Origin of the sequence: uncultured Microbulbifer sp. (assembly GCF_947504145.1) — a bacterium.
Classification (GTDB): Bacteria; Pseudomonadota; Gammaproteobacteria; order Pseudomonadales; family Cellvibrionaceae; genus Microbulbifer.
The window spans coordinates 300,285-319,659 of record NZ_CANNGQ010000002.1 but is presented as its reverse complement, the minus strand read 5'-3'; the positions used below and the strand labels follow the sequence as shown (position 1 = coordinate 319,659).

Sequence of the window (19,375 nt, the reverse complement as noted above, 5' to 3'; positions counted from 1 at the left end):
CGCAGCGTACAGGGATGTATACACAGGGGGGCGCCTAGCTCGGTCCTGAAAACCTGTACCCGGTGCCTGCCCGCCACAAAAGGTCGGACAGAGCACCAGGCCACGAAGTAAAAAACTATTGCTTACGCAGAAGCTCCAGCACCTCTTTGCTGGGGAAGCCCTGCAACTCAACACCAGCTTCCTCTTCAAACTTGAGAATGGCCTTGCGCGTACCACCGCCGGCCTTGCCGTCGATCTCACCGTCGTAAAAACCCTTCTCTTTCAGCTTGGTCTGCAGCTCAACCACCTCATCGTGATCCAGCCTGGTAAACGGACGTTTCCAGTCTTTGGTTAACGGCTCCGCACCGCCAATCTGGTCCGCCAGAATACCCACCGCCGCCGCATAGCGATCGGAATTGTTATAGCGCTTGATCACAAAGAAATTTTTCAGCATCAGGAACGCCGGGCCCTTGCGACCCGCCGGCACCTTCAGCTCCGCAACATCATCCGGACGCGGGAACGCCTGACCGCGCACCCGTTTCACACCCAGTTTCTCCCACTCCGAAATCTTTAACTTGCCCGCCGGCAACTTGCGATCCGGAATCGTCACCTCATAGCCCCAGGTCTGCCCGGAAACCCAGCCATTTTTCTTCAGCAGATTCGCCGCCGTCGCCAACGCATCCGGCACCGAACTCCAGATATCGCGTTTGCCATCGCCGTCCATATCCACCGCGTACGCCTGGTAGCTGGTCGGGATAAACTGCGTATGACCCATCGCACCCGCCCAGGAACCGGTCAGGTGGCTCTCATCAATATCGCCACTTTGCAGAATCTTCAGCGCCGCCAGCAACTGGCTGCGGCCAAACTTCTTGCGCTTCGGATCCGCATACGCCAGCGTCGCCAGCGACCGCACCACACTGCGCATCACCGTCTTGTTATCCAGAATCGCGCCAAAGCTCGACTCCATCGACCAGATCGCCAGCAGGATATTCGGGTTCACTCCCGACTGCTGCTGGATCTTGTCGAGCCACGGTTTCAGCTCTTTTTTCTTGGCTTTACCCCGCTGTACCGCGTACTTGGTAATCCGGTTGTCAAAATACTGCCATGCCGGCGCCTTGAATTCCGGCTGGTAACTCGCCTTGTCCAGCACCCACTGATCCGGAGAGTCGATGCCTTTGAATGCGCGATCGAAAGTCTCCGCCGTGATCCCCTCTTTCAAGGCAGTCTCGCGAAACTCTTTCTTCCACTTCTCGAACCCCGGGTCCGCAGCAGCGCCCGCCATTAATGGAAGCGCACACAAAAAAGCAAACAGAATGGAAATAAAACCAGTGCGGCGCACCGGTGTAGAGGCAACCTGGCCCATAACAGCTCCTTGGCAATATCAGCTTGCTCAAGGGTAGAACGGAAGACAGGCAACGGAAAGGGAGGATTGCCGCCAGTCACTCAGGCTGTGACCGGCACGACACTCTATTCAACGGCGCTTGAAGTGGCCGTTGACGTTACAGCTTCAATCAGACCGCCGGCGGAATCACATAAAACAGCACTGCAAAAAAGTGCAGCGCACCACCCGCCAGCACAAACAGGTGCCAGATGGCGTGATGGAAGCGCAGGCTGCGCCACAGATAGAAACCGATGCCACCGGTGTAGCAGAGCCCGCCCAGCACCAGCAGCAACAGGCCTCCCGGTGCCAGGTTGTCCATCAACGGCTTGATCGCCGCAATCACCACCCAGCCCATCAGCGCGCTGAGCGTGATCGACAGCGCACGGATTTTCTTCAGTGGTGTGAACTGGATAACCAGTCCCAACAGCGCCAGCCCCCAGATAATGCCGAACAACCACCAGCCCCAGGGCCCGCGCAGGGTGACCAGGGTAAAGGGTGTGTAAGTGCCCGCTATCAACAGAAAGATTGCGGAGTGGTCCAGAGTGCGCAGGACCTGCTTGACCGAGGTATGGGTGATACTGTGATACAGGGTGGAAGACGCAAAACAGAGAATCAGGGTCGCGGCGTAAATACTGCTGCTGACAATGTGCCAGGCATCCCCGCGCAGCGCAGCAAAGCCACACAAAACACCGAGGCCGGCAATTGCCAGCAATGCCCCGACACCGTGAGTGATGCTGTTGGCGAGCTCTTCGGCAAAGCTGTAGCGGGCGGTGATAGAGGATGGCATGAAGACCCCGACTTCCATTAGGCTGGCTAGGCTATCCGGCTGGCACTGGCGCCGTGCAGCAGCCGATCAACACAGACTAACGGCAATTTGTGACTGATTGATTAAGTTTAGTTCCCATCATCAGGGCAGGTCACCCTGTACGCAAGGATTGATTGGGACTGCCGATTCAGGGAATCTCATTCTATGCCTTTTGATCCGCAGGAATTGCTTCAAACCCACTTTCGCCTAAAGACATTCCGCCCAGGGCAGCGCGCGGTCATCGACCGGCTGCTGAACGGCGAGTCCGCACTGGCCATCTTTCCCACAGGCGGTGGCAAGAGTTTGTGCTACCAGTTGCCGGCGCTGGCCCTCGATGGGCTGACCCTAGTCATCTCACCGCTGATTGCACTAATGCAGGATCAGGTGGACGCCCTGCAGTCACTCGGCATTGCCGCGGCGCGGCTGGATTCCAGCCGCAGCGGCGACGAAGTGCGCGAGATCTACCGGCAGTTGCGCAGCGGCGAGCTGAAGCTGTTATATGTGGCTCCGGAGAGACTGCAGAACGAGCGCTTCCTGCAGCTGCTGCGCGGCCTGCACATCGCGCTGATGGCGGTAGACGAGGCGCACTGTATCTCCGAGTGGGGGCACAACTTCCGCCCCGACTACCTGAAACTGGCCCAGCTCGCGCGGGAGCTGGGCACCGAGCGGATTCTGGCGCTGACCGCCACCGCCACCCCGGACGTGGCGGCGGATATCCGCCGCCAGTTCGAAATCGCCGACGCCGCCCAGGTACAGACCGGCTTTTACCGGGAGAACCTGCAGTTGCTGGTCACCCCCTGCAGCGAAACGCAAAAACTACCGCACCTGACACAACGGCTGCAGGTGGAACCGGATGCCCCGACCATCGTCTATGTGACCCTGCAGCAGACCGCGGAAACTGTCGCCGAACAGCTTGGCGCCGCCGGCATCCGCGCCACTGCCTACCACGCCGGTCTGAAACCCGACGTGCGCGAGCAGATACAGAACACATTTATGGCCGGCGACACCCGAGTGATAGTAGCCACCATTGCCTTCGGCATGGGCATCGACAAGGCGGATATCCGCGCGGTGTATCACTACAACCTGCCCAAGTCGCTGGAAAACTATATGCAGGAAATCGGCCGCGCCGGTCGCGATGGCCTGCCCGCCCGCTGCGAACTGCTCGCCTGCGCCGACGACATTCGGGTGCTGGAAAACTTCACCTACGGCGATACCCCTATCGACGCACACCTCGAGGCTTTGTTGCGCCACCTGCTGGAGCAGGGTGAGGCGTTCGATATTTCCACCTACGAGCTGTCGACACGGTTCGACATTCGCCAACTGGTAGTGAGCACCGCGCTGACCTACCTCGAATTGGAACAGGTGATCCGTGCCACCGGCCCCTTCTACACCAGCTATCAGATACAGTTTCTACAACCGGCCGATGCGATATTCGCGCGCTTCGATCCTGCCCGGGGAGAATTTCTGCAGCGGTTGTTCGACAGCGGGAAAATGGGTCGCACCTGGCTCACTATCGACGTGCAGCAAACGGAACAGCAGCTCGGGGAACCGCGCACGCGTATCCTGAAAGCCCTGCAGTTTCTTGAGGAGAAGGGCTGTATCGAGGCTCGCGCCAAAGGCGTGCGCCAGGGCTATCGCCGCCTGCAGCAACCGGACTTGCCCGCTCTCTGCCAACGCCTCAGCCAACTGTTCGCCCGCCGCGAACAACAGGACCTCTCGCGCCTGCAACTGGTGCTCGACTACGCAACCAACACCGCATGCCTGCCCGCACAACTGTGCGGGTATTTCGGGGAAACACTGGCCCAGCCCTGCGGCCAGTGCAGCAGCTGTCTCGGAACCGCAGCGAACAAGGGAACAATCAAGCAGACCGGCGCGGCGCCGCCGCCCATCAGTGACGGCCAGCAACACAGCATCCAGCAGCTGATCGACGAGCAGAACGCAGCCTTGGCCCACCCGCGCCAAATGGCGCGCTTCCTGTGCGGCCTCGCCAGCCCCGCCACGGCGCGCCTGCGCAAGCATCGGCAGTTTGGCTGCCTCGCGCAGCAGCCCTTTCAACAGGTGCTGGCGCTGACAACGCAGCTGAATTAGAAAGGATTTATCCCGAAACAAAAACGGCGCCCATCAGGGCGCCGTTTTCGGGTGGGATCGTCAGTACCGCCAGCGATCAGATACTGGCGTTGTGGATACCCATCTCACACAGAGCGGAAGTTTCCCGCACGATAGTCTGCACACGGTCTGGGCCGGTGGAGATGATATCGATGGGCGCGCCCACCAGCTCTTCAATGCGCGCAATATAGTTGCGCGCGGCCTGGGGCAGTTCCGCTTCGCGAGCGATGCCAAAGGTGGTTTCGCTCCAGCCGGGCATCGACTCGTAAACCGGCTCCACACCTTCCCAGCCAGCGGCGTCGAAGGGTACCGGCACATCTTCGCCGGCGCTGTTGCGGTAGCCCACACAAATTTTCACTTCTTCCAGGCCATCCAGTACGTCCAGCTTGGTCAGGCACAGGCCGGAAATGCTGTTGATACGGATGGCGTGGCGCACGGCAATGGCATCGAACCAGCCAGTGCGGCGCTGGCGACCGGTGGTAGCGCCGAACTCGTGGCCTTTTTCGCCCAGGTGACGGCCCACATCGCAATCGAGCTCGGTGGGGAAGGGGCCACCGCCCACGCGGGTGGTGTAGGCCTTGGTAATACCCAGCACGTAATCCAGGTACAGCGGGCCAAACCCGGAACCAGTGGCGGTGCCGCCGGCGGTGGTGTTGGAAGAGGTGACGAACGGGTAGGTGCCGTGATCGATGTCCAACAGGGAGCCCTGGGCGCCCTCGAAAAGGATGTGCTCGCCGTTTTCGCGCGCCTTGTGCAGGATGTCCGCCACATCGGCAATCATCGGCACCAGATCTTTGCGCCAGGTTTCCGCCAGTTTGACGGTATCCTCGTAACTGACCGGATCGACCTTGTAATACTCGGTAAGGGCAAAGTTGTGGTATTCCAGCAGCTCTTTCAGCTGGGCACAGAAGTTATCCCAGTTGCACAGGTCGCCGAGCCGCAGGCCGCGACGCGCCACCTTGTCTTCGTAGGCGGGGCCGATGCCGCGCCCGGTGGTACCGATGGCATTTTTGCCACGGGCCTTTTCGCGGGCCTGGTCCAGTGCCACGTGCACTGGCAGGATCAGCGGGCAGGCCGGGGACAGGCGCAGGCGCTTGCGCACAGGGACGCCGGCGGCTTCCAGCTCGCCCATCTCTTTTTCCAGGGCTTCCGGGGACAGCACCACACCGTTGCCGATCAGGCAGGTCACATCCGGACGCAGTACGCCGGAGGGAATCAGGTGCAGTACGGTTTTCTCGCCGTTGATCACCAGCGTGTGGCCGGCGTTGTGACCGCCCTGAAAGCGGACTACCAGCGCGACTTTTTCGGTCAGCAGATCGACGATCTTACCCTTGCCTTCATCGCCCCACTGGGTGCCGAGCACCACTACATTCTTGCCCATGTGCGTAAATCTCGTGTCGTCAGTTCAGTAGACGGGCGGAAAGAAATGTCGGCCGCGCCCGTCGTGCGGCCTGAAATCGGTTCAACTGGCCCGGGGCCAATTGCAAAGCTTAGGGTTTACGACCGGGGCTTCACCACCCAGGAAACGCCCTCCTGCACCAGCTCGCGGTCGCAGCGGGCCAGGATTTCACTGTCATCGCTGCCGGCATCACCCATCAGGCTGATCACTATCTCCCCCTCGGCGCGCAGGGACTCGGCGGTCTGCCACAGCTGCTCGCAGTCGCTGGCAGGCGCGAGAATGGCGCCGGCTTCGCGGTCGCCGTTTTCACCCAGCGCGTTGATCGCAGCCAGGTCGGTACTGAAGCCAGTGGCGGCCCGGTCGCGCCCGAATACGGCACCAATACCGTTGTAGCGGCCGCCGTTGGCCAGCGCCTGCCCGTAACCGGGCGAATAGGCAGCGAATACCAGACCGGTCTCGTAGTCGTAACCGCGCATTTCGCCGAGGTCGAAGAACAGTGCCACCTCGGGGTAACGGCGCGCCACCGCATCGGCCACCTTGGTAATTTCTTCCAGCGCGCTTTTCAATCGCTCGGGACCATTGGCAAACACTTCCCGCGCGCGCGCCAGGCATTCAGTGCCTCCGGCCAGCCGGGGCAGAGAGCGCAACCAGCTGGCGGCATCGGCGGAGGTGATATTGTCGTCCACCCAACGCTCGATATCCGCCACTGCCTTGCTCTGTAGCAGGGCGATCAATTTGCCCTTCTGCGCCTCATCGAGGCCCGCGGCCTCCGCGAGACTGCGGAAAATGGCCACATGCCCGAGATCCAGGTGAATTTCCCGGATACCGGCGGCGCGCAGGGTCTCGATCATCAGGCTGATGACCTCGATATCCCCGTTCAGGCTCTCCACCCCGTACAACTCGGCGCCGATCTGGATGGGCGCTCGCGGGCCCATGGGCGCGCGTGGGCGGGTGTAAAGCACCTGGCCCGCGTAACAGAGGCGGTTGGCGCCGCTGCGGGGGAAACTGTGGGAGTCGATCCGTGCGGCCTGGGGAGTGATGTCCGCGCGAATACCCAGACTGCGCCCGGACAGCTGGTCGGTCACCCGGAAGGTTCTCAGGTCGACATCGCGGCCCATGCCGATCAGTAGGGAATCGGCAAACTCCACCATCGGCGGAATGATCAACTCATAACCCCAGCGGTGGTAGAGGTCCAGCAGGTTTCTGCGCAGGGTTTCCACCCGCTTGGCGTCTGCGGGCAAAATCTCGGCGATGCCATCCGGTAGCATCCAGCGTTCGGCTTGGGTCATGGTGTGGGCGTTCGACAGTTAACAGTGCGGCCTCATGGGCCGGGGGAACCTCAGTCCTGAATATCAGCCAAAGAGCATCAGCAGGGCTGTGCCGGCGAGCATGGATACCAACCCCGCCGTGCGCAGGCTGCGATTATCCACAGATGCCAGCTGCTGCACCAGTGCACGCCAGCGGCGCGGGTAGAGAAAAGGCAATATGCCTTCGATGATCAGCACCAGGCCCAGGGCCCGGACCAGCTCGTCCCACACGGCAGCAGCTCCAAAAGCGCTTCGATTCAGAGGTTCAGATAAACGGACCGGCACAAAAAAACCGGGCGCCGGCCCGGTTTTGGGGATTTTACCACTATTTCGCAGGGGTGTGGCCAGTCTGTGACGGGCCCACTAAAAGTCCTGGGCGGCACCGCTACCGGGCACGGCCTTGTGAGACACGCCGGTTAACCCATCCCTGGGGGCTCCGCACCGCCATCCATGGCGGTAAAGGTCTCACAAGGCAGTACCCGGTATCGCTGCCTGCGCATCGGCTTCTTCGCCTCTGCTTCCGGATTAGTTGCCGTCCGGATTCTTCAGATAACGGAAAAACTGGCTATCCGGCTCCATCAGCAGCATATCGCTCTTGCTATCGAAGGACGCCTTGTAGGCCGTCAGGCTGCGGGAGAAACGGTAGAACTCCGGATCCTTACTGAAGGCCTGGGCATAAATCTTGGCCGCTTCGGCATCACCGTCACCGCGCAACTCTTCCGCCTTGCGGTAAGCCTCAGACTCGATGACCACTTTCTGACGATCGGCATTGGCGCGAATCCGCTCGCTGGCTTCCTGACCTTTGGCCCGGTGATCGCGCGCCTCCAGTTCACGGCCGGCACGCATCCGCTGGAACACCGACTCGGACACTTCCGCCGGCAGGTCGATTCGCTTCACCCGCACATCGATGATTTCGACACCCAGCGCCGAACGCGCGGTCTCATTCAGGTTTTTGGTGATGTCTGCCATCAACTCATCGCGCTGGCCACTCACGACTTCGTGCAGGTCGCGCACACCGAACTGGTTACGCAGACGGTTATTGATCTGCTCTGCCAGCAGGCGCACCGCATTGCGCTCGTCACCGCGGGTTGCCACATAGAAGCGCCCCACGTCCGTAATCCGGAACTTCGCGTAGGAGTCCACCATCATGAACTTGTTTTCGCTGTTCAGCATCCGCACCGGCTGGGAGTCCACAGTCTGAATACGCGCATCAAATCTGCGCAGCTCATGCACCAGTGGAATCTTAAAGTAGAGCCCCGGCTCGTAGTCTGTCCGCACTACTTCACCAAAGCGGACCAGTACTGCCTTCTCGGTTTCCTTCACCACGAAGGCACTGCCGGACAAAACCAGCAGCCCGACCAGAACCAGCGCGATAATCAATAGTGATTTGTTGTTGTTCATAGCAACCCCCTTATCGCACTTCGCGGCTGCGGCGCGCGCTATTCACTTCATTGCGAATCTGGTTCATCACCCGCTGAGAAATTTCCTCGACCACTTGCGGGGAAATCTGCGCGCGCTGACTGGCACTGCTCGCGCTGCTTTCAGCCAGTTTGTCCAGCGGCAGGTACATCATGTTGTTGCCGCCTTCGACGTCCACCATCACTTTGGAAGTGTTGGTCATTACTTCCTGCACCGCATCCAGATACATCCGCTCGCGAGTAACTTCCGGAGCCTGCTGGAATTCCGCCAGCAGCGCAGTAAAGCGCGCCGCCTCACCGCGGGCACTCTCTACCACACGGGATTTGTAGGCTTCCGCTTCTTCGATCATGCGCTGGGCCTGACCGCGGGCAACCGGGATCACCTGGTTGGCGTATGCCTGGGCTTCGTTCTGTAGCCGCACTTCGTCTTCACGGGCGCGCACTACATCATCAAACGCGTCCTGCACTTCGCGCGGGGCCTTGGCGTCGGTGAGGTTGACCACGTCGACACGGATACCGGTCTGATACAGGTCCAGGTACTCCTGCAGGCGCACCTGAGTATCAGCAGCCACCTGGGTACGATTCTGGGAAATGACGCCGTTCAGGGTCTGGGAGCCCACCACATGACGCAGGGCACTGTCGGTAGCTTCCTGCAGACTCTTCAGCGGGTCACGCACACGCAGTACAAACGACTCGGCGTCATCGATATGCCACTGCACCTGCAGCACCACGTCAACGATGCTCGCATCCTCGGTAAGCATCTGGCCGGTGGTGCGCTCGGTACGCACCTCGGTCATGTTCACCTTGGTCACATGATCGACCAGTGGTGGATTCCAGTGCAGGCCGGAGCTCTGGGTGCTGTTGTATTTACCCAGCCGCAGTACCACGGCAGATTCGTTCGCATCTACTTGGTAAAAGCCCCACAGGCCATACACCACGGCGAGCACGATGAGCACCAGCGACCAGGGGAAGTTACCACCGCCGGGACGACCTTCGTCGGGCCCTGAGGGTTTCCCGCCAAACAGGCCGTTCAGTTTCTGCTGCATTTTGCGCAGCAGCTCGTCGAGATCGGGGGGACCGTCATTGTTACGATTGCCGCCACCCCAGGGATCCTTGTTATTACCACCCGGTTCGTTCCAGGCCATTTATTTACTCCAACTCTTCAATTTATTGATCGTTAGCTGTCGCGAAATTCTAGCATTGATTGCCAGATGTGATCCGCGCACAGCCTGTATTCTTCGACGGCCCGTCGAAAACTCTTCGATAGCGGGCCTCGTTCAGTCGATTTCCCAGTCTTCCGGCCTGGGCTCCGCATCGGGATTCTCTGGCAACCACTGGGGTCCATCGCCGACCTCCCGAAAGGGTGCCATCAGGCGCTGCAGCTCGGAGCGCGGCAGCAATATTTTCAATTCGACATCGCCGTTGTCGCGATAATTTTCTTCCTGCACCGCATTGCCCTCAAACAATTGTGCGCGCAAGCGCGCGTGCTGGGGCGGGATCACCAGGGCGCCACTGACCATCTCCTCGCCGAGGCGTTCGGCGATGGCCTCCACCAACAGATCGCAGCCAGCACCGGTAGCGGCAGACAGCCATACCGCGCGCGGCACGCCCTGACCGTCGCGATCGATGCGCGGCTGGCCATCGGCCAGTAGATCCAGTTTGTTGTACACCAGCAAGTGAGGCAAATCCGCCGCGCCAATTTCTTCGAGTACCGTCTGCACCTCTTCGATCAGGTGCAGGCGATTTTCCGCCGCAGCGTCTACCACATGCAGCAGCAGAGTGGCATTGGCAGCCTCCTCCAGGGTGGCACGGAATGCTTCTACAAGGCGGTGCGGCAGGTGGGAAACAAAACCCACGGTATCCGCCAGAATCATCGCGCCCACATTCGGCAGCTCGACGCGGCGCATGGTGGGGTCCAGTGTGGCGAACAACTGATCGCGCACGTAGACCTCGGCACTGGTAATGCGATTGAACAGGGTGGACTTGCCGGCGTTGGTGTAACCCACCAGCGACACGGTGGCCACCTCGGCGCGGGAACGCGCGCGGCGCCCCTGCTCGCGTTGGCGTCGCACCTTGTCCAGACGTTTTTCGATGGAGTCGATGCGCGCGCGCAACAGACGGCGGTCCGTTTCCAGCTGGGTTTCACCAGGGCCGCGCAGGCCAATACCGCCTTTCTGACGTTCGAGGTGGGTCCAGCCTCGCACCAGGCGGGTGGACATGTGGCGCAACTGCGCCAGCTCCACCTGCAGCTTGCCCTCGTGGGTGCGGGCGCGCTGAGCAAAGATATCCAGGATCAGTCCGGTACGGTCCAGTACCCGGCACTTGAGTTCGCGCTCAATATTGCGCTCCTGGCTGGGCGACAGGGTGTGGTCAAACATCACCAGCGCTGCGTCGTGCTTGGTTACGGTCTCACGAATTTCTTCCAGCTTGCCGCGACCGACAAACGTTTTGGGATCCGGGGTGGCGCGCTGGCCAAAGATAAATGCCACCGGGTCGGCGCCGGCAGACAATGCCAGCTCTTCAAACTCCCGCGGGTCGTCGGGACTGTCGATGGCGGAGAGCTCCAGGTGGACGAGTACGGCAAGTTCACCGGATTCCGGGCGATCAAAAAACAAGGATTATTCTCTTGGGCTCAAAATATGCGCCAATGGGCTGGCGCCGAACAACAGACGCCCCGGACGTGCCGGGGCGCTGTGTAGTACTGCACTGTATAACGGCTTGCTGTAGCAGGCCACCGCAGCCGTCATTCAGGCCTCATTTCAAGGCCCGGATAACAGAAGTACGCGGTGCACACACAGTCAACCGAAAGAATCGCGTTCGCCACCTTCAGGAGCAGCGCCTTCGCCGCCCGGTCCGGCCGGGTTCATCAACGGCACGCGTACAGCGCGAGACGGTACAACTGTGGAAATTGCATGTTTGTAGACCATCTGGCTCACGGTGTTTTTCAACAGCACCACGAACTGGTCAAAGGATTCGATCTGGCCCTGCAGTTTGATACCGTTGACCAGATAGATGGAAACCGGGATACGCTCTTTACGCAGAACATTGAGGTAAGGGTCTTGTAAGCTGTGCCCTTTTGACATCTTTTTTCTCCTTGCCAAAAGATAAATCGCCAGATGACGCACGATCGCGCCCGCGAAACCCGCGGACTAAGAAACGGCCATGGTGATGCGGCGTATAAAAAGAGCCAAAAAGTTAACGAGGCTCTGTGAATAACTGACTGAACTGGGCCAGATACACGGGCCCACTCACGTTATGGCTGCTCAACCGAGAAATTTCAAGGCCTCAGTCAACATTTCATCAATTTTGCGCACTTTACCGCCAGGCTCCTGTGCGTCAATAGACCTCAGATCCGGCCAGCGTCGCAGCCAGGTGAGCTGACGCTTGGCCAGCTGACGGGTGGCGGCGATACCCGCCTCCACCATCTGCCGATAATCGGTTTCACCGTCGAGATACTCCCATACCTGCCGGTAGCCCACTGCGCGGATCGCTGGCAGGTCCCGATGCAGATCGCCGCGGGCGCGCAGGCCTTTCACCTCGTCGAGAAAGCCGTTTTCCAACATGCGCTCGAATCGCTCGGCGATACGCCGATGCAGTAGCGACCGATCTGTAGGCACGATGGCAAGCTGCTGAATATCGTATTGTGCGTGCAGGGAATCACTGTCCTGCTCGGCGCGCAGCTGAGTCATGGTTTTGCCAGAGAGGTGGTAGACCTCCAGGGCCCGCTCGATACGCACCGAGTGATTCGGGTGCAGTTCGGCGGCCAGCGCAGGGTCGACCCGGGCCAACTCTGCATGTAGCGCCGGCCACCCTTCTTTTTCTGCGCGCGCTTCTATCTTTGCGCGAAACGCCGGATCCGCCTGCGGCATTTCTGCCATGCCCTGCAATAGAGCCTTGAAATACAGCATGGTTCCGCCCACCAGCAGCGGAATTTTTCCCCGCCCGCTGATTTCGTTCATGGCCTCCAGAGCGTCTTCGCGAAAACGCCCCGCGGAGTAACTCTCCGCCGGATCACAGATATCGATCAATCGATGGGGGTAGCGCGCAAGCTCTTCCGCTGTCGGTTTTGCTGAGCCGATATCCAGGCCGCGGTACACCAGCGCGGAGTCCACGCTGATCAGCTCCACCGGCAGACGATCACTGATGGCCATCGCCAGATCGGTTTTTCCGGAGGCGGTGGGGCCCATCAGAAAGATGGCGCGGGGACGATTTGAAAAAGTCATCAAGACGCCTCTGGAAACCGTTGCGAGCACCGCCGGGCGCCGCCAGGCACGTGCGCAGTAGATTTACTGGCCACGCATAAACCATTTATCCATATCCGAGAGCTTCACTTGCGTCCAGGTCGGGCGCCCGTGGTTGCACTGGCCGCTGCGCTCAGTGCGCTCCATGTCGCGCAGCAATGCGTTCATTTCCGGAATGGTCAATTTGCGGTTGGCACGCACCGAGCCGTGACAGGCCATGGTGGAGAGAATTTCATTGATCTGGTTGCCGATGCGCTCACTGCTGCCTTCCGCCAGCAGGTCCGACAGCACATCCCGCACCAGCTGCTCCACCGGTGCGCCGTGCAGCATGGCGGGCACCTGCCGCACCATCAGGGTTTCGGGGCCGGCGCGCTGCAGTACAAAACCGAGAGAAGTGAACACTTCCTCACACTCTTCAAAGCAGTCCGCCTCGCCCTCACTCACTGCCAGACTCACCGGCACCAACAGTGGCTGCGCCTGAATACCGCCAGCGGCGTGGCTACTTTTCATCTGTTCGTAGACGATGCGTTCGTGCGCCGCGTGCATGTCCACCACCACCATACCGTGCTGGTTCTGGGAAAGAATATAGATGCCGTGTAGCTGGGCGACGGCAAAACCAAGCGGCGGCGCCTCTTCGTCGGACCCGGCAGGAACCGACTGCGCCCAGGCCGGTTGCCCTCCTGCGACGGGCGCAGCGGGAGCCTCCTGCACGCTACCAGCGTAAGGCTGGTGCAGCGCACCGTAGCCCTGCATCTGCTGCTGGATGCGCTCGGGCGAAGCGCGATCGCCAAATCCGCCCTGGGCTATTCCGGCACCCGGGGCTGCCTGCGCAGCCCCCTGAGCCGGCGCCTGGGCAAGCGACATTCGCTCCTGTCCGGCAAATTCACCGGCGGCCACGCCGGAAATCTGTGGCGATACGTCTTCCTGCTCATCCCGTTGACCGGGCCGCACATCCGCCAGCGCCCGGTGCAGTGAGCCAAACAGAAAATCGTGCACCAGGCGGCTGTCGCGGAAGCGCACTTCGTGCTTCGTGGGGTGCACGTTCACGTCCACGGACGCCGGATCCAGTTCCAGGTACAACACAAAGGCCGGATGGCGACCGTGATACAGCACGTCGGCAAACGCGCGGCGCACTGCGTGACTCACCACACGGTCGCGGATGGCGCGACCGTTGACGTAAAAAAACTGCAAGTCCGCCTGGGAGCGGGAAAAGGCGGGCTCGGCCACCCAGCCCCACAGGCGCAGGCCGTTGCGCTCCATTTCGATGTGCAGGGCATTCTGCATAAACGCGGGACCGCACAACTGTGCGACACGACGCTCTTTTTCCACGCGGCTGGTGCCGCCGCGCAGGTTGTGTATGCCCTTGCCGTTGTGGCGCAGGCTGAAAGCCACATCAAAGCGTGACAAGGCCAGGCGCTTGATGGTGTCGTCGACACGATTGAATTCGGTTTTTTCCGTGCGCAGAAATTTTCGCCGCGCGGGCGTATTGAAAAACAGATCGCGCACTTCAACGGTGGTACCACGGGGATGGGCAGCCGGGGCCAGCTGGGTTTCCATTTCGCGGCCCTCGGCGGACACCACCCAGCCCTTGCCGGTTTCGTCGCGGCTGCTGGTCAGCATCAGGCGGGCCACAGACGAGATACTGGCCAGCGCCTCACCGCGGAAGCCGAGCGTGGCCACGGCCTCGAGATCTTCGAGCCCGTGTATTTTCGAGGTGGCGTGACGGGCCAGGGCAAGATGCAGGTCTTCTTTTTCGATTCCCTTGCCGTTGTCGCGCACCATAATGCGCTTGGTGCCACCCGCATCCAGGTCCACCTCCAGCCGTGTGGCGCCGGCGTCGAGGCTGTTTTCCAGCAGCTCTTTGATGACCGATGCTGGCCGCTCGACCACCTCACCAGCGGCGATCTGGTTGGCGAGCCTTGGGGAAAGTAACTGGATATTTTCTGGCATTGGGAACTATGAAAGTAATGATGCTTGGCGGTTAGCCCGAAGGAATCGTCAACGTCTGCCCCACACGGATCATGGAGGTCTGCATACCGTTGGCCCGTTTCAGGTCGGCCACGGAAATGTCGTAGCGGGCTGCAATGCCAGACAGGGTATCACCCCGGGTGATCGTATGCTTGCGATCGATACGATTGCCGTTGGCGGCGAGCCAACTACCGGCCGGTGGGCGGGCGGTGAAGTGCGCCACGATGCCATCACTGAGCTTTTCCGCCATGCGCTTCTGGAACGACGGGTCACGCAGGCGGCGCGCCTCCTGCGGGTTGGTGATAAAGCCAGTCTCCACAAGAATCGAGGGCACATCCGGATTGCGCAGCACCGAGAAGTTAGCCTGCTCCACTTTCTTTTTGTGCAGGTGGGTAAAACTGCCCAGTGAGCTCAGCACGCTGCTGCCGATATCCAGGCTGGAATTCATGGTCGCGGTCATGGCGAGATCGAGCAGCACTCCGGCAAGGGTGTCATCTTTATCGCTGAGGCTCAGGCTACCGGCACCACCGATCAGGTCGGATTCGTTTTCCCGCTGGGCGAGAAAGCGTGCGGTTTCACTGGTGGCACCGCGGGACGACACCACATAGACCCCGGCTCCGCGGGCGTCTTTGCGGGTAAAAGCATCCGCGTGGATCGACACAAACAGGTCTGCCTGCAGCTGCCGACCTTTTTTCACCCGCTCGCGCAGAGGAATATAGTAATCGCCGGTGCGCACGAGTTTCGCAGAAAAACCGGAACGCTGATCAATGGACGCCTTCAGGTAGCGGGAAATCGCCAGCACCACGTCTTTTTCCCGCAGGCCGCCGGGGCCAAGTGCACCCGGGTCTTCACCGCCGTGACCGGCGTCGATGGCGATCAGGATATGCCGGTCATCCGTCACCTGCTCGATGGTTTTTTCTTCCACCTTGCCGCGGTCATGCAGGTCGATAACCAGGCGATCGGGCAGTTGTTCATGGCGACGCAGGGCGAAGCTGCGGGGGTTGACCGGTTGTTTCAGGTCCAGCACCACGCGCAGGTCTTTACTGTTTTTGACCGCGTGACGGACGCCGGAAATCGGAGTGTCGTCCAGCGGCAGGCCATCCATACCGGCTGACAACTTTGCTCCCGACACATCGATGACCACGCGATCAGGATTCTTCAGCATGAACAGCTTGTGCTCGGCGGGGCCGTCCAGATCGAACACCAGGCGGGTGTGATCCGGCGCGCGCCACAGGCGCACCCCTTCCACTTCCGCGCTGTGCGCCTGCTGAGAAACCGGTAGCACAACAAGCATCGCCAGCAGCGCGCCCGTCAGCCGGGCTCGCAGTTTCGCTTTCCGTTTTTCTGTTTTACCTAACACTGGCAATCCTGCTCCGATCATTATTATCGCCCTGTCGAATCCTTTGCCATTGGGGTTCCGGTCACACTTTCCACTGCGATCCGCTCATGCATTCTTAGCAAATTGTGTTTGCGCCAGCAGTGCGGCACCGGCTTCGCTGAGCGCGGTCAATTTCAATTCGCGCCCCTCCCCTTGCAACTGCAGGGAGAGCACCAGGTCTGCCGGCGGCAACACCCCTTCGCCGCGCTCGGACCACTCCACCAGGCTCAGGCTACGCGGGCCGAAATAGTCCCGCACCCCCATATATTCGAGCTCCTCCGCGTCGCCAAGACGGTAGAGGTCAAAGTGGTAAACCCGCCGCTCGCGCTCGCTGCCGGGCGCAAACTCATAGGGCTCCACCAGAGTATACGTCGGACTTTTTACCGCGCCACGATGACCAAAGGCGCGCAGTACACCGCGGCTGAAGGTGGTTTTGCCGGCGCCCAGCTGGCCACCGAGAAAAATCACCAGCCCCTCGCGCAACCCGCTCTCATCGCACGCTTTACCCAGCGCCTCACCAGCGGCAACGGTGGCAGCCTCGTCGGCGAGAAACAGAAGTTTATCCACAGGCAACGCGTTCACTTCAAATACTCTCTAGTAATCGTTTAGTCCACCAGCGCCCGGATGTGCGGCAGCAGATCCGTGGCAAGCAGCCCGCGCTGGCCATCCCGGGCCGCGCGATTGCCAGCTTCGCCGTGCACCCACACCGCCAGCCGCGCCGCAGCAGGCAGCGCCATCCCCTGCCCGATCAGGGCGGCGATCACACCGGTCAGCAGGTCGCCCATGCCCCCGGACGCCATACCCGGATTGCCGCTGTTGATGATGTCAATTCCGTCGCTGTGGGCAATCAGGGTGCCGGTTCCTTTAAGTATCACCACGCCGCTGAACTTTTGCTGAATCGCTCTGGCCGCCGCCACGCGATCGGCGCTCACTTCTGCGGTAGAAATCCCCAGCAGGCGCGCCGCCTCCCCGACGTGGGGGGTCAGCACCCAGTCATCGCGTTTCACTCCGGCGAGCACCCGGCCACCGGCGAGAATATTCAGCGCATCCGCATCCAGCACCAACCTGGCCTCGGCGCGGCCCGCGCGGGCCAGCAGCTGCTCACTCCACGGGCTTTTGCCCAGGCCCGGGCCAACGGCAATAACATCCGGCGCTTCCAGCAAGGGCTCCAGCTCCTGCCCGGAAACGACTGGCTGCGCCATGACTTCCGGGCAGCGGGTTAGCACCGCGGCCACGTGTTCGGGGCGCGACGCCAGGGAAATCAGGCCGGCGCCGGCACGGGCCGCCGCCTCTGCCGCCATCAACGCGGCGCCGCCATAACCGTGATCGCCACCGACCACCATCACGTGTCCGAACTGGTTTTTGTAGCTGTCGGCCGAGCGCGCCGGCAGGCGCTCGAGACTGTCTCCGCAGTGGCGGGTCAGTAACGCCGGTGTCTGTTCGTAGATTGAGGGGGCCGCACCCAGGTCGTCAAAGATCACCTCGCCGGTCAGTGCCGGACCGCGCCCGAGATACAGGCCTGCCTTGCGGCCGATAAAAGTAATTGTCACATTTGCCTGGACCGCCCCGCTCTCGGCGGTGCCGCTGTCCGCGTGCAGGCCCGATGGCAGGTCCACCGCCAACACCGGCGCCTGAGACTTGTTGATATGCGCGACAGCACTCTCCATGGGCGCACGCAGTGCACCGCTGAAGCCGGTCCCCAGCAGCGCATCTACCAGTACCGTATTCTTCTCCGCCGCGGGCAGATCGCTCAGGTTCGACACCAGTGTGGCGCCCTCGCGCTCGGCAAAACGGTAGGCCTCCAGCGCCTCGCCCTTGAGCTTCTCCACTGGCACCGCCACAAATACAGTCGCGGGGAGCTGCCGCTGGGCGGCGAGACCGGCAATTACATAGCCGTCACCGGCGTTGTTACCGCCACCGCAGAACACCTGGATCGCGGCCACATCCGGCCAGCGGTGGCGCAGACAGTCGTATGCCGCGCGCCCGGCGCGCTTCATCAGCGCAAGGCCGGGAACCTGCTGCTGGCTGATTACCTGTTGATCCAGCTGGCGTACAGACTCGGCACTGTACAGGCGCTGAGGGGCCGAGAGGGTGGGCGGCGGGGTGGTGTGCATCGGACTATCCATGGTGTGTACTGCATTCCGGTCTATGGCCTGATTCGGCGGCCAGATTCTATGATCAAGTTCTGTGGTCAATTTTTAATCTGTGGCAAAATACCGATAATTATACCGCTTCAACCCGCGAATCGCCGCACACTGGGCCACACCGATTTCCATGACTGCCACCCCCGAACCACAAATCCTGGAAGACCTGGTCACGCAGATTCACCTGTGGGGGCGGGAGCTGGGCTTTCAGCAGGTGGGCATTACCGACTGCCATCTGGAGCAGCACGGGGAGCGGCTGCAACAGTGGCTGGAGGCCGGCTATAACGGCGATATGGAATGGATGGGAGCGCATGGGGAAAAACGCTGGCGACCGGAATTGCTGGAAGAAGGCACCCTGCGGGTGATCAGCGTGCGTTTGGACTACCTGCCGCCGGATACCGAACCGGTTAAGATCCTGAAAAGTGCAGACAAGGCCTACGTCTCCCGCTACGCCAATGGCCGCGACTACCACAAACTGATCCGCAAACGGCTCGCACAACTCGCGCAGCAGATCGAGCGCTATTGTGACGAACGCGGCATCGAGGCACGCGGCCGAGCATTTACCGACAGTGCGCCGGTAATGGAGCGCGCCCTGGCGGAAAAGGCCGGGCTCGGCTGGATCGGCAAGAACTGCATGGTGATCAACAGCAATGCCGGCAGCTGGTTCTTCCTCGGCGAAATTTACACCAGCCTGCCACTGCCGGTAGACCAAAGCACAGAACTTAATCAGTGCGGCGAGTGCACCGCCTGCCTGAAGGTATGCCCCACCGACGCCTTCGCAGGCCCCTACACCCTGGATGCGCGCCGCTGTATCTCCTATCTGACCATTGAGAACAAGGGGCCAATCCCGGAAGCGCTGCGCGAGCCCATGGGTAACCGGGTCTTCGGTTGCGATGACTGCCAGATCATCTGCCCCTGGAACAAGTTCGCCAAGCCCACAGCAGAGCAGGATTTCCATCCGCGGCACGGCTTGGATAGCGGCGATCTGGTGGAACTGTTTCAATGGACGGAAGCGGAGTTCCTGAAAAAAACCGAGGGATCGGCTATTCGGCGGATCGGTTTCGAGCGCTGGCAGCGCAATCTGGCGGTGGCGCTGGGGAATGCGGATGTATCCCCGGACATTGTTACTGCGCTGGAAAACGCCCGCGAAGCGTCGACACCGCTGGTGCGGGAACATATCGACTGGGCGCTGGCGCGCCTGCACAGCGGAAGACGGCGCAAGCGGAAAATCCGCAAGACTGCAGGCTGA

At 61.0% G+C, this 19,375-nt stretch carries 16 protein-coding genes; 2 read left to right on the top strand and 14 right to left on the bottom strand.

Features of this window, described 5'->3' with window-relative positions:
* Positions 1 to 115: 115 nt before the first annotated feature.
* Positions 116 to 1,342 carry a lytic murein transglycosylase gene (locus Q1A74_RS08000; protein WP_299594451.1) on the bottom strand — a complete coding sequence of 409 codons (1,227 nt, stop codon included), beginning with the start codon at positions 1,340 to 1,342 and terminating at the stop codon, positions 116 to 118.
* Between the two features lie 148 nt (positions 1,343 to 1,490).
* Positions 1,491 to 2,147 (bottom strand): hemolysin III family protein, encoded by a 657-nt coding sequence (locus Q1A74_RS07995; RefSeq protein WP_299594449.1) that lies wholly within the window; start codon positions 2,145 to 2,147, stop codon positions 1,491 to 1,493.
* 183 nt (positions 2,148 to 2,330) lie between these two features.
* On the opposite strand from Q1A74_RS07995, the gene Q1A74_RS07990 reads away from it, so the two are divergent.
* On the top strand, positions 2,331 to 4,253 hold the full coding sequence (locus Q1A74_RS07990; protein WP_299594447.1) for an ATP-dependent DNA helicase RecQ: 1,923 nt from the start codon (positions 2,331 to 2,333) through the stop codon (positions 4,251 to 4,253).
* A gap of 76 nt (positions 4,254 to 4,329) precedes the next feature.
* Here Q1A74_RS07990 and Q1A74_RS07985 read toward each other — a convergent pair whose 3' ends face one another.
* The 12 genes from Q1A74_RS07985 to Q1A74_RS07930 form a co-directional block, all read right to left on the bottom strand.
* Positions 4,330 to 5,652 carry an adenylosuccinate synthase gene (locus tag Q1A74_RS07985; protein WP_299594445.1) on the bottom strand — a complete coding sequence of 441 codons (1,323 nt, stop codon included), beginning with the start codon at positions 5,650 to 5,652 and terminating at the stop codon, positions 4,330 to 4,332.
* Between the two features lie 116 nt (positions 5,653 to 5,768).
* Positions 5,769 to 6,959, bottom strand: coding sequence for an ATP phosphoribosyltransferase regulatory subunit (locus Q1A74_RS07980; RefSeq protein WP_299594443.1), 1,191 nt, complete (start codon positions 6,957 to 6,959; stop codon positions 5,769 to 5,771).
* Positions 6,960 to 7,022: 63 nt separating this feature from the next.
* Positions 7,023 to 7,208, bottom strand: a complete 186-nt coding sequence (locus Q1A74_RS07975; protein WP_299594441.1) for a DUF2065 domain-containing protein — start codon at positions 7,206 to 7,208, stop codon at positions 7,023 to 7,025.
* 294 nt (positions 7,209 to 7,502) lie between these two features.
* On the bottom strand, positions 7,503 to 8,378 hold the full coding sequence (hflC, locus tag Q1A74_RS07970; protein WP_299594439.1) for a protease modulator HflC: 876 nt from the start codon (positions 8,376 to 8,378) through the stop codon (positions 7,503 to 7,505).
* A 10-nt stretch (positions 8,379 to 8,388) separates the two neighbouring features.
* Positions 8,389 to 9,540 (bottom strand): FtsH protease activity modulator HflK, encoded by a 1,152-nt coding sequence (gene hflK, locus Q1A74_RS07965; RefSeq protein WP_299594437.1) that lies wholly within the window; start codon positions 9,538 to 9,540, stop codon positions 8,389 to 8,391.
* A 132-nt stretch (positions 9,541 to 9,672) separates the two neighbouring features.
* On the bottom strand, positions 9,673 to 11,010 hold the full coding sequence (gene hflX, locus Q1A74_RS07960; protein ID WP_299594435.1) for a ribosome rescue GTPase HflX: 1,338 nt from the start codon (positions 11,008 to 11,010) through the stop codon (positions 9,673 to 9,675).
* 183 nt (positions 11,011 to 11,193) lie between these two features.
* Positions 11,194 to 11,478, bottom strand: a complete 285-nt coding sequence (gene hfq, locus Q1A74_RS07955; RefSeq protein WP_299595572.1) for an RNA chaperone Hfq — start codon at positions 11,476 to 11,478, stop codon at positions 11,194 to 11,196.
* 180 nt (positions 11,479 to 11,658) lie between these two features.
* On the bottom strand, positions 11,659 to 12,618 hold the full coding sequence (miaA, locus tag Q1A74_RS07950) for a tRNA (adenosine(37)-N6)-dimethylallyltransferase MiaA (protein WP_299594433.1): 960 nt from the start codon (positions 12,616 to 12,618) through the stop codon (positions 11,659 to 11,661).
* A gap of 63 nt (positions 12,619 to 12,681) precedes the next feature.
* Positions 12,682 to 14,586 carry a DNA mismatch repair endonuclease MutL gene (gene mutL, locus Q1A74_RS07945; RefSeq protein WP_299594431.1) on the bottom strand — a complete coding sequence of 635 codons (1,905 nt, stop codon included), beginning with the start codon at positions 14,584 to 14,586 and terminating at the stop codon, positions 12,682 to 12,684.
* 31 nt (positions 14,587 to 14,617) lie between these two features.
* A complete protein-coding gene (locus Q1A74_RS07940; protein WP_299595570.1) occupies positions 14,618 to 15,898 on the bottom strand; it encodes an N-acetylmuramoyl-L-alanine amidase in 1,281 nt (426 codons plus the stop codon).
* A gap of 150 nt (positions 15,899 to 16,048) precedes the next feature.
* Complete coding sequence (tsaE, locus tag Q1A74_RS07935; RefSeq protein WP_299594429.1) at positions 16,049 to 16,564, bottom strand: tRNA (adenosine(37)-N6)-threonylcarbamoyltransferase complex ATPase subunit type 1 TsaE; 516 nt, start codon at positions 16,562 to 16,564, stop codon at positions 16,049 to 16,051.
* Between the two features lie 23 nt (positions 16,565 to 16,587).
* Positions 16,588 to 18,108 (bottom strand): NAD(P)H-hydrate dehydratase, encoded by a 1,521-nt coding sequence (locus Q1A74_RS07930; RefSeq protein ID WP_299594427.1) that lies wholly within the window; start codon positions 18,106 to 18,108, stop codon positions 16,588 to 16,590.
* 148 nt (positions 18,109 to 18,256) lie between these two features.
* Between Q1A74_RS07930 and queG the strand changes: the two genes are divergently transcribed.
* Positions 18,257 to 19,375 (top strand): tRNA epoxyqueuosine(34) reductase QueG, encoded by a 1,119-nt coding sequence (gene queG, locus Q1A74_RS07925; RefSeq protein ID WP_299594425.1) that lies wholly within the window; start codon positions 18,257 to 18,259, stop codon positions 19,373 to 19,375.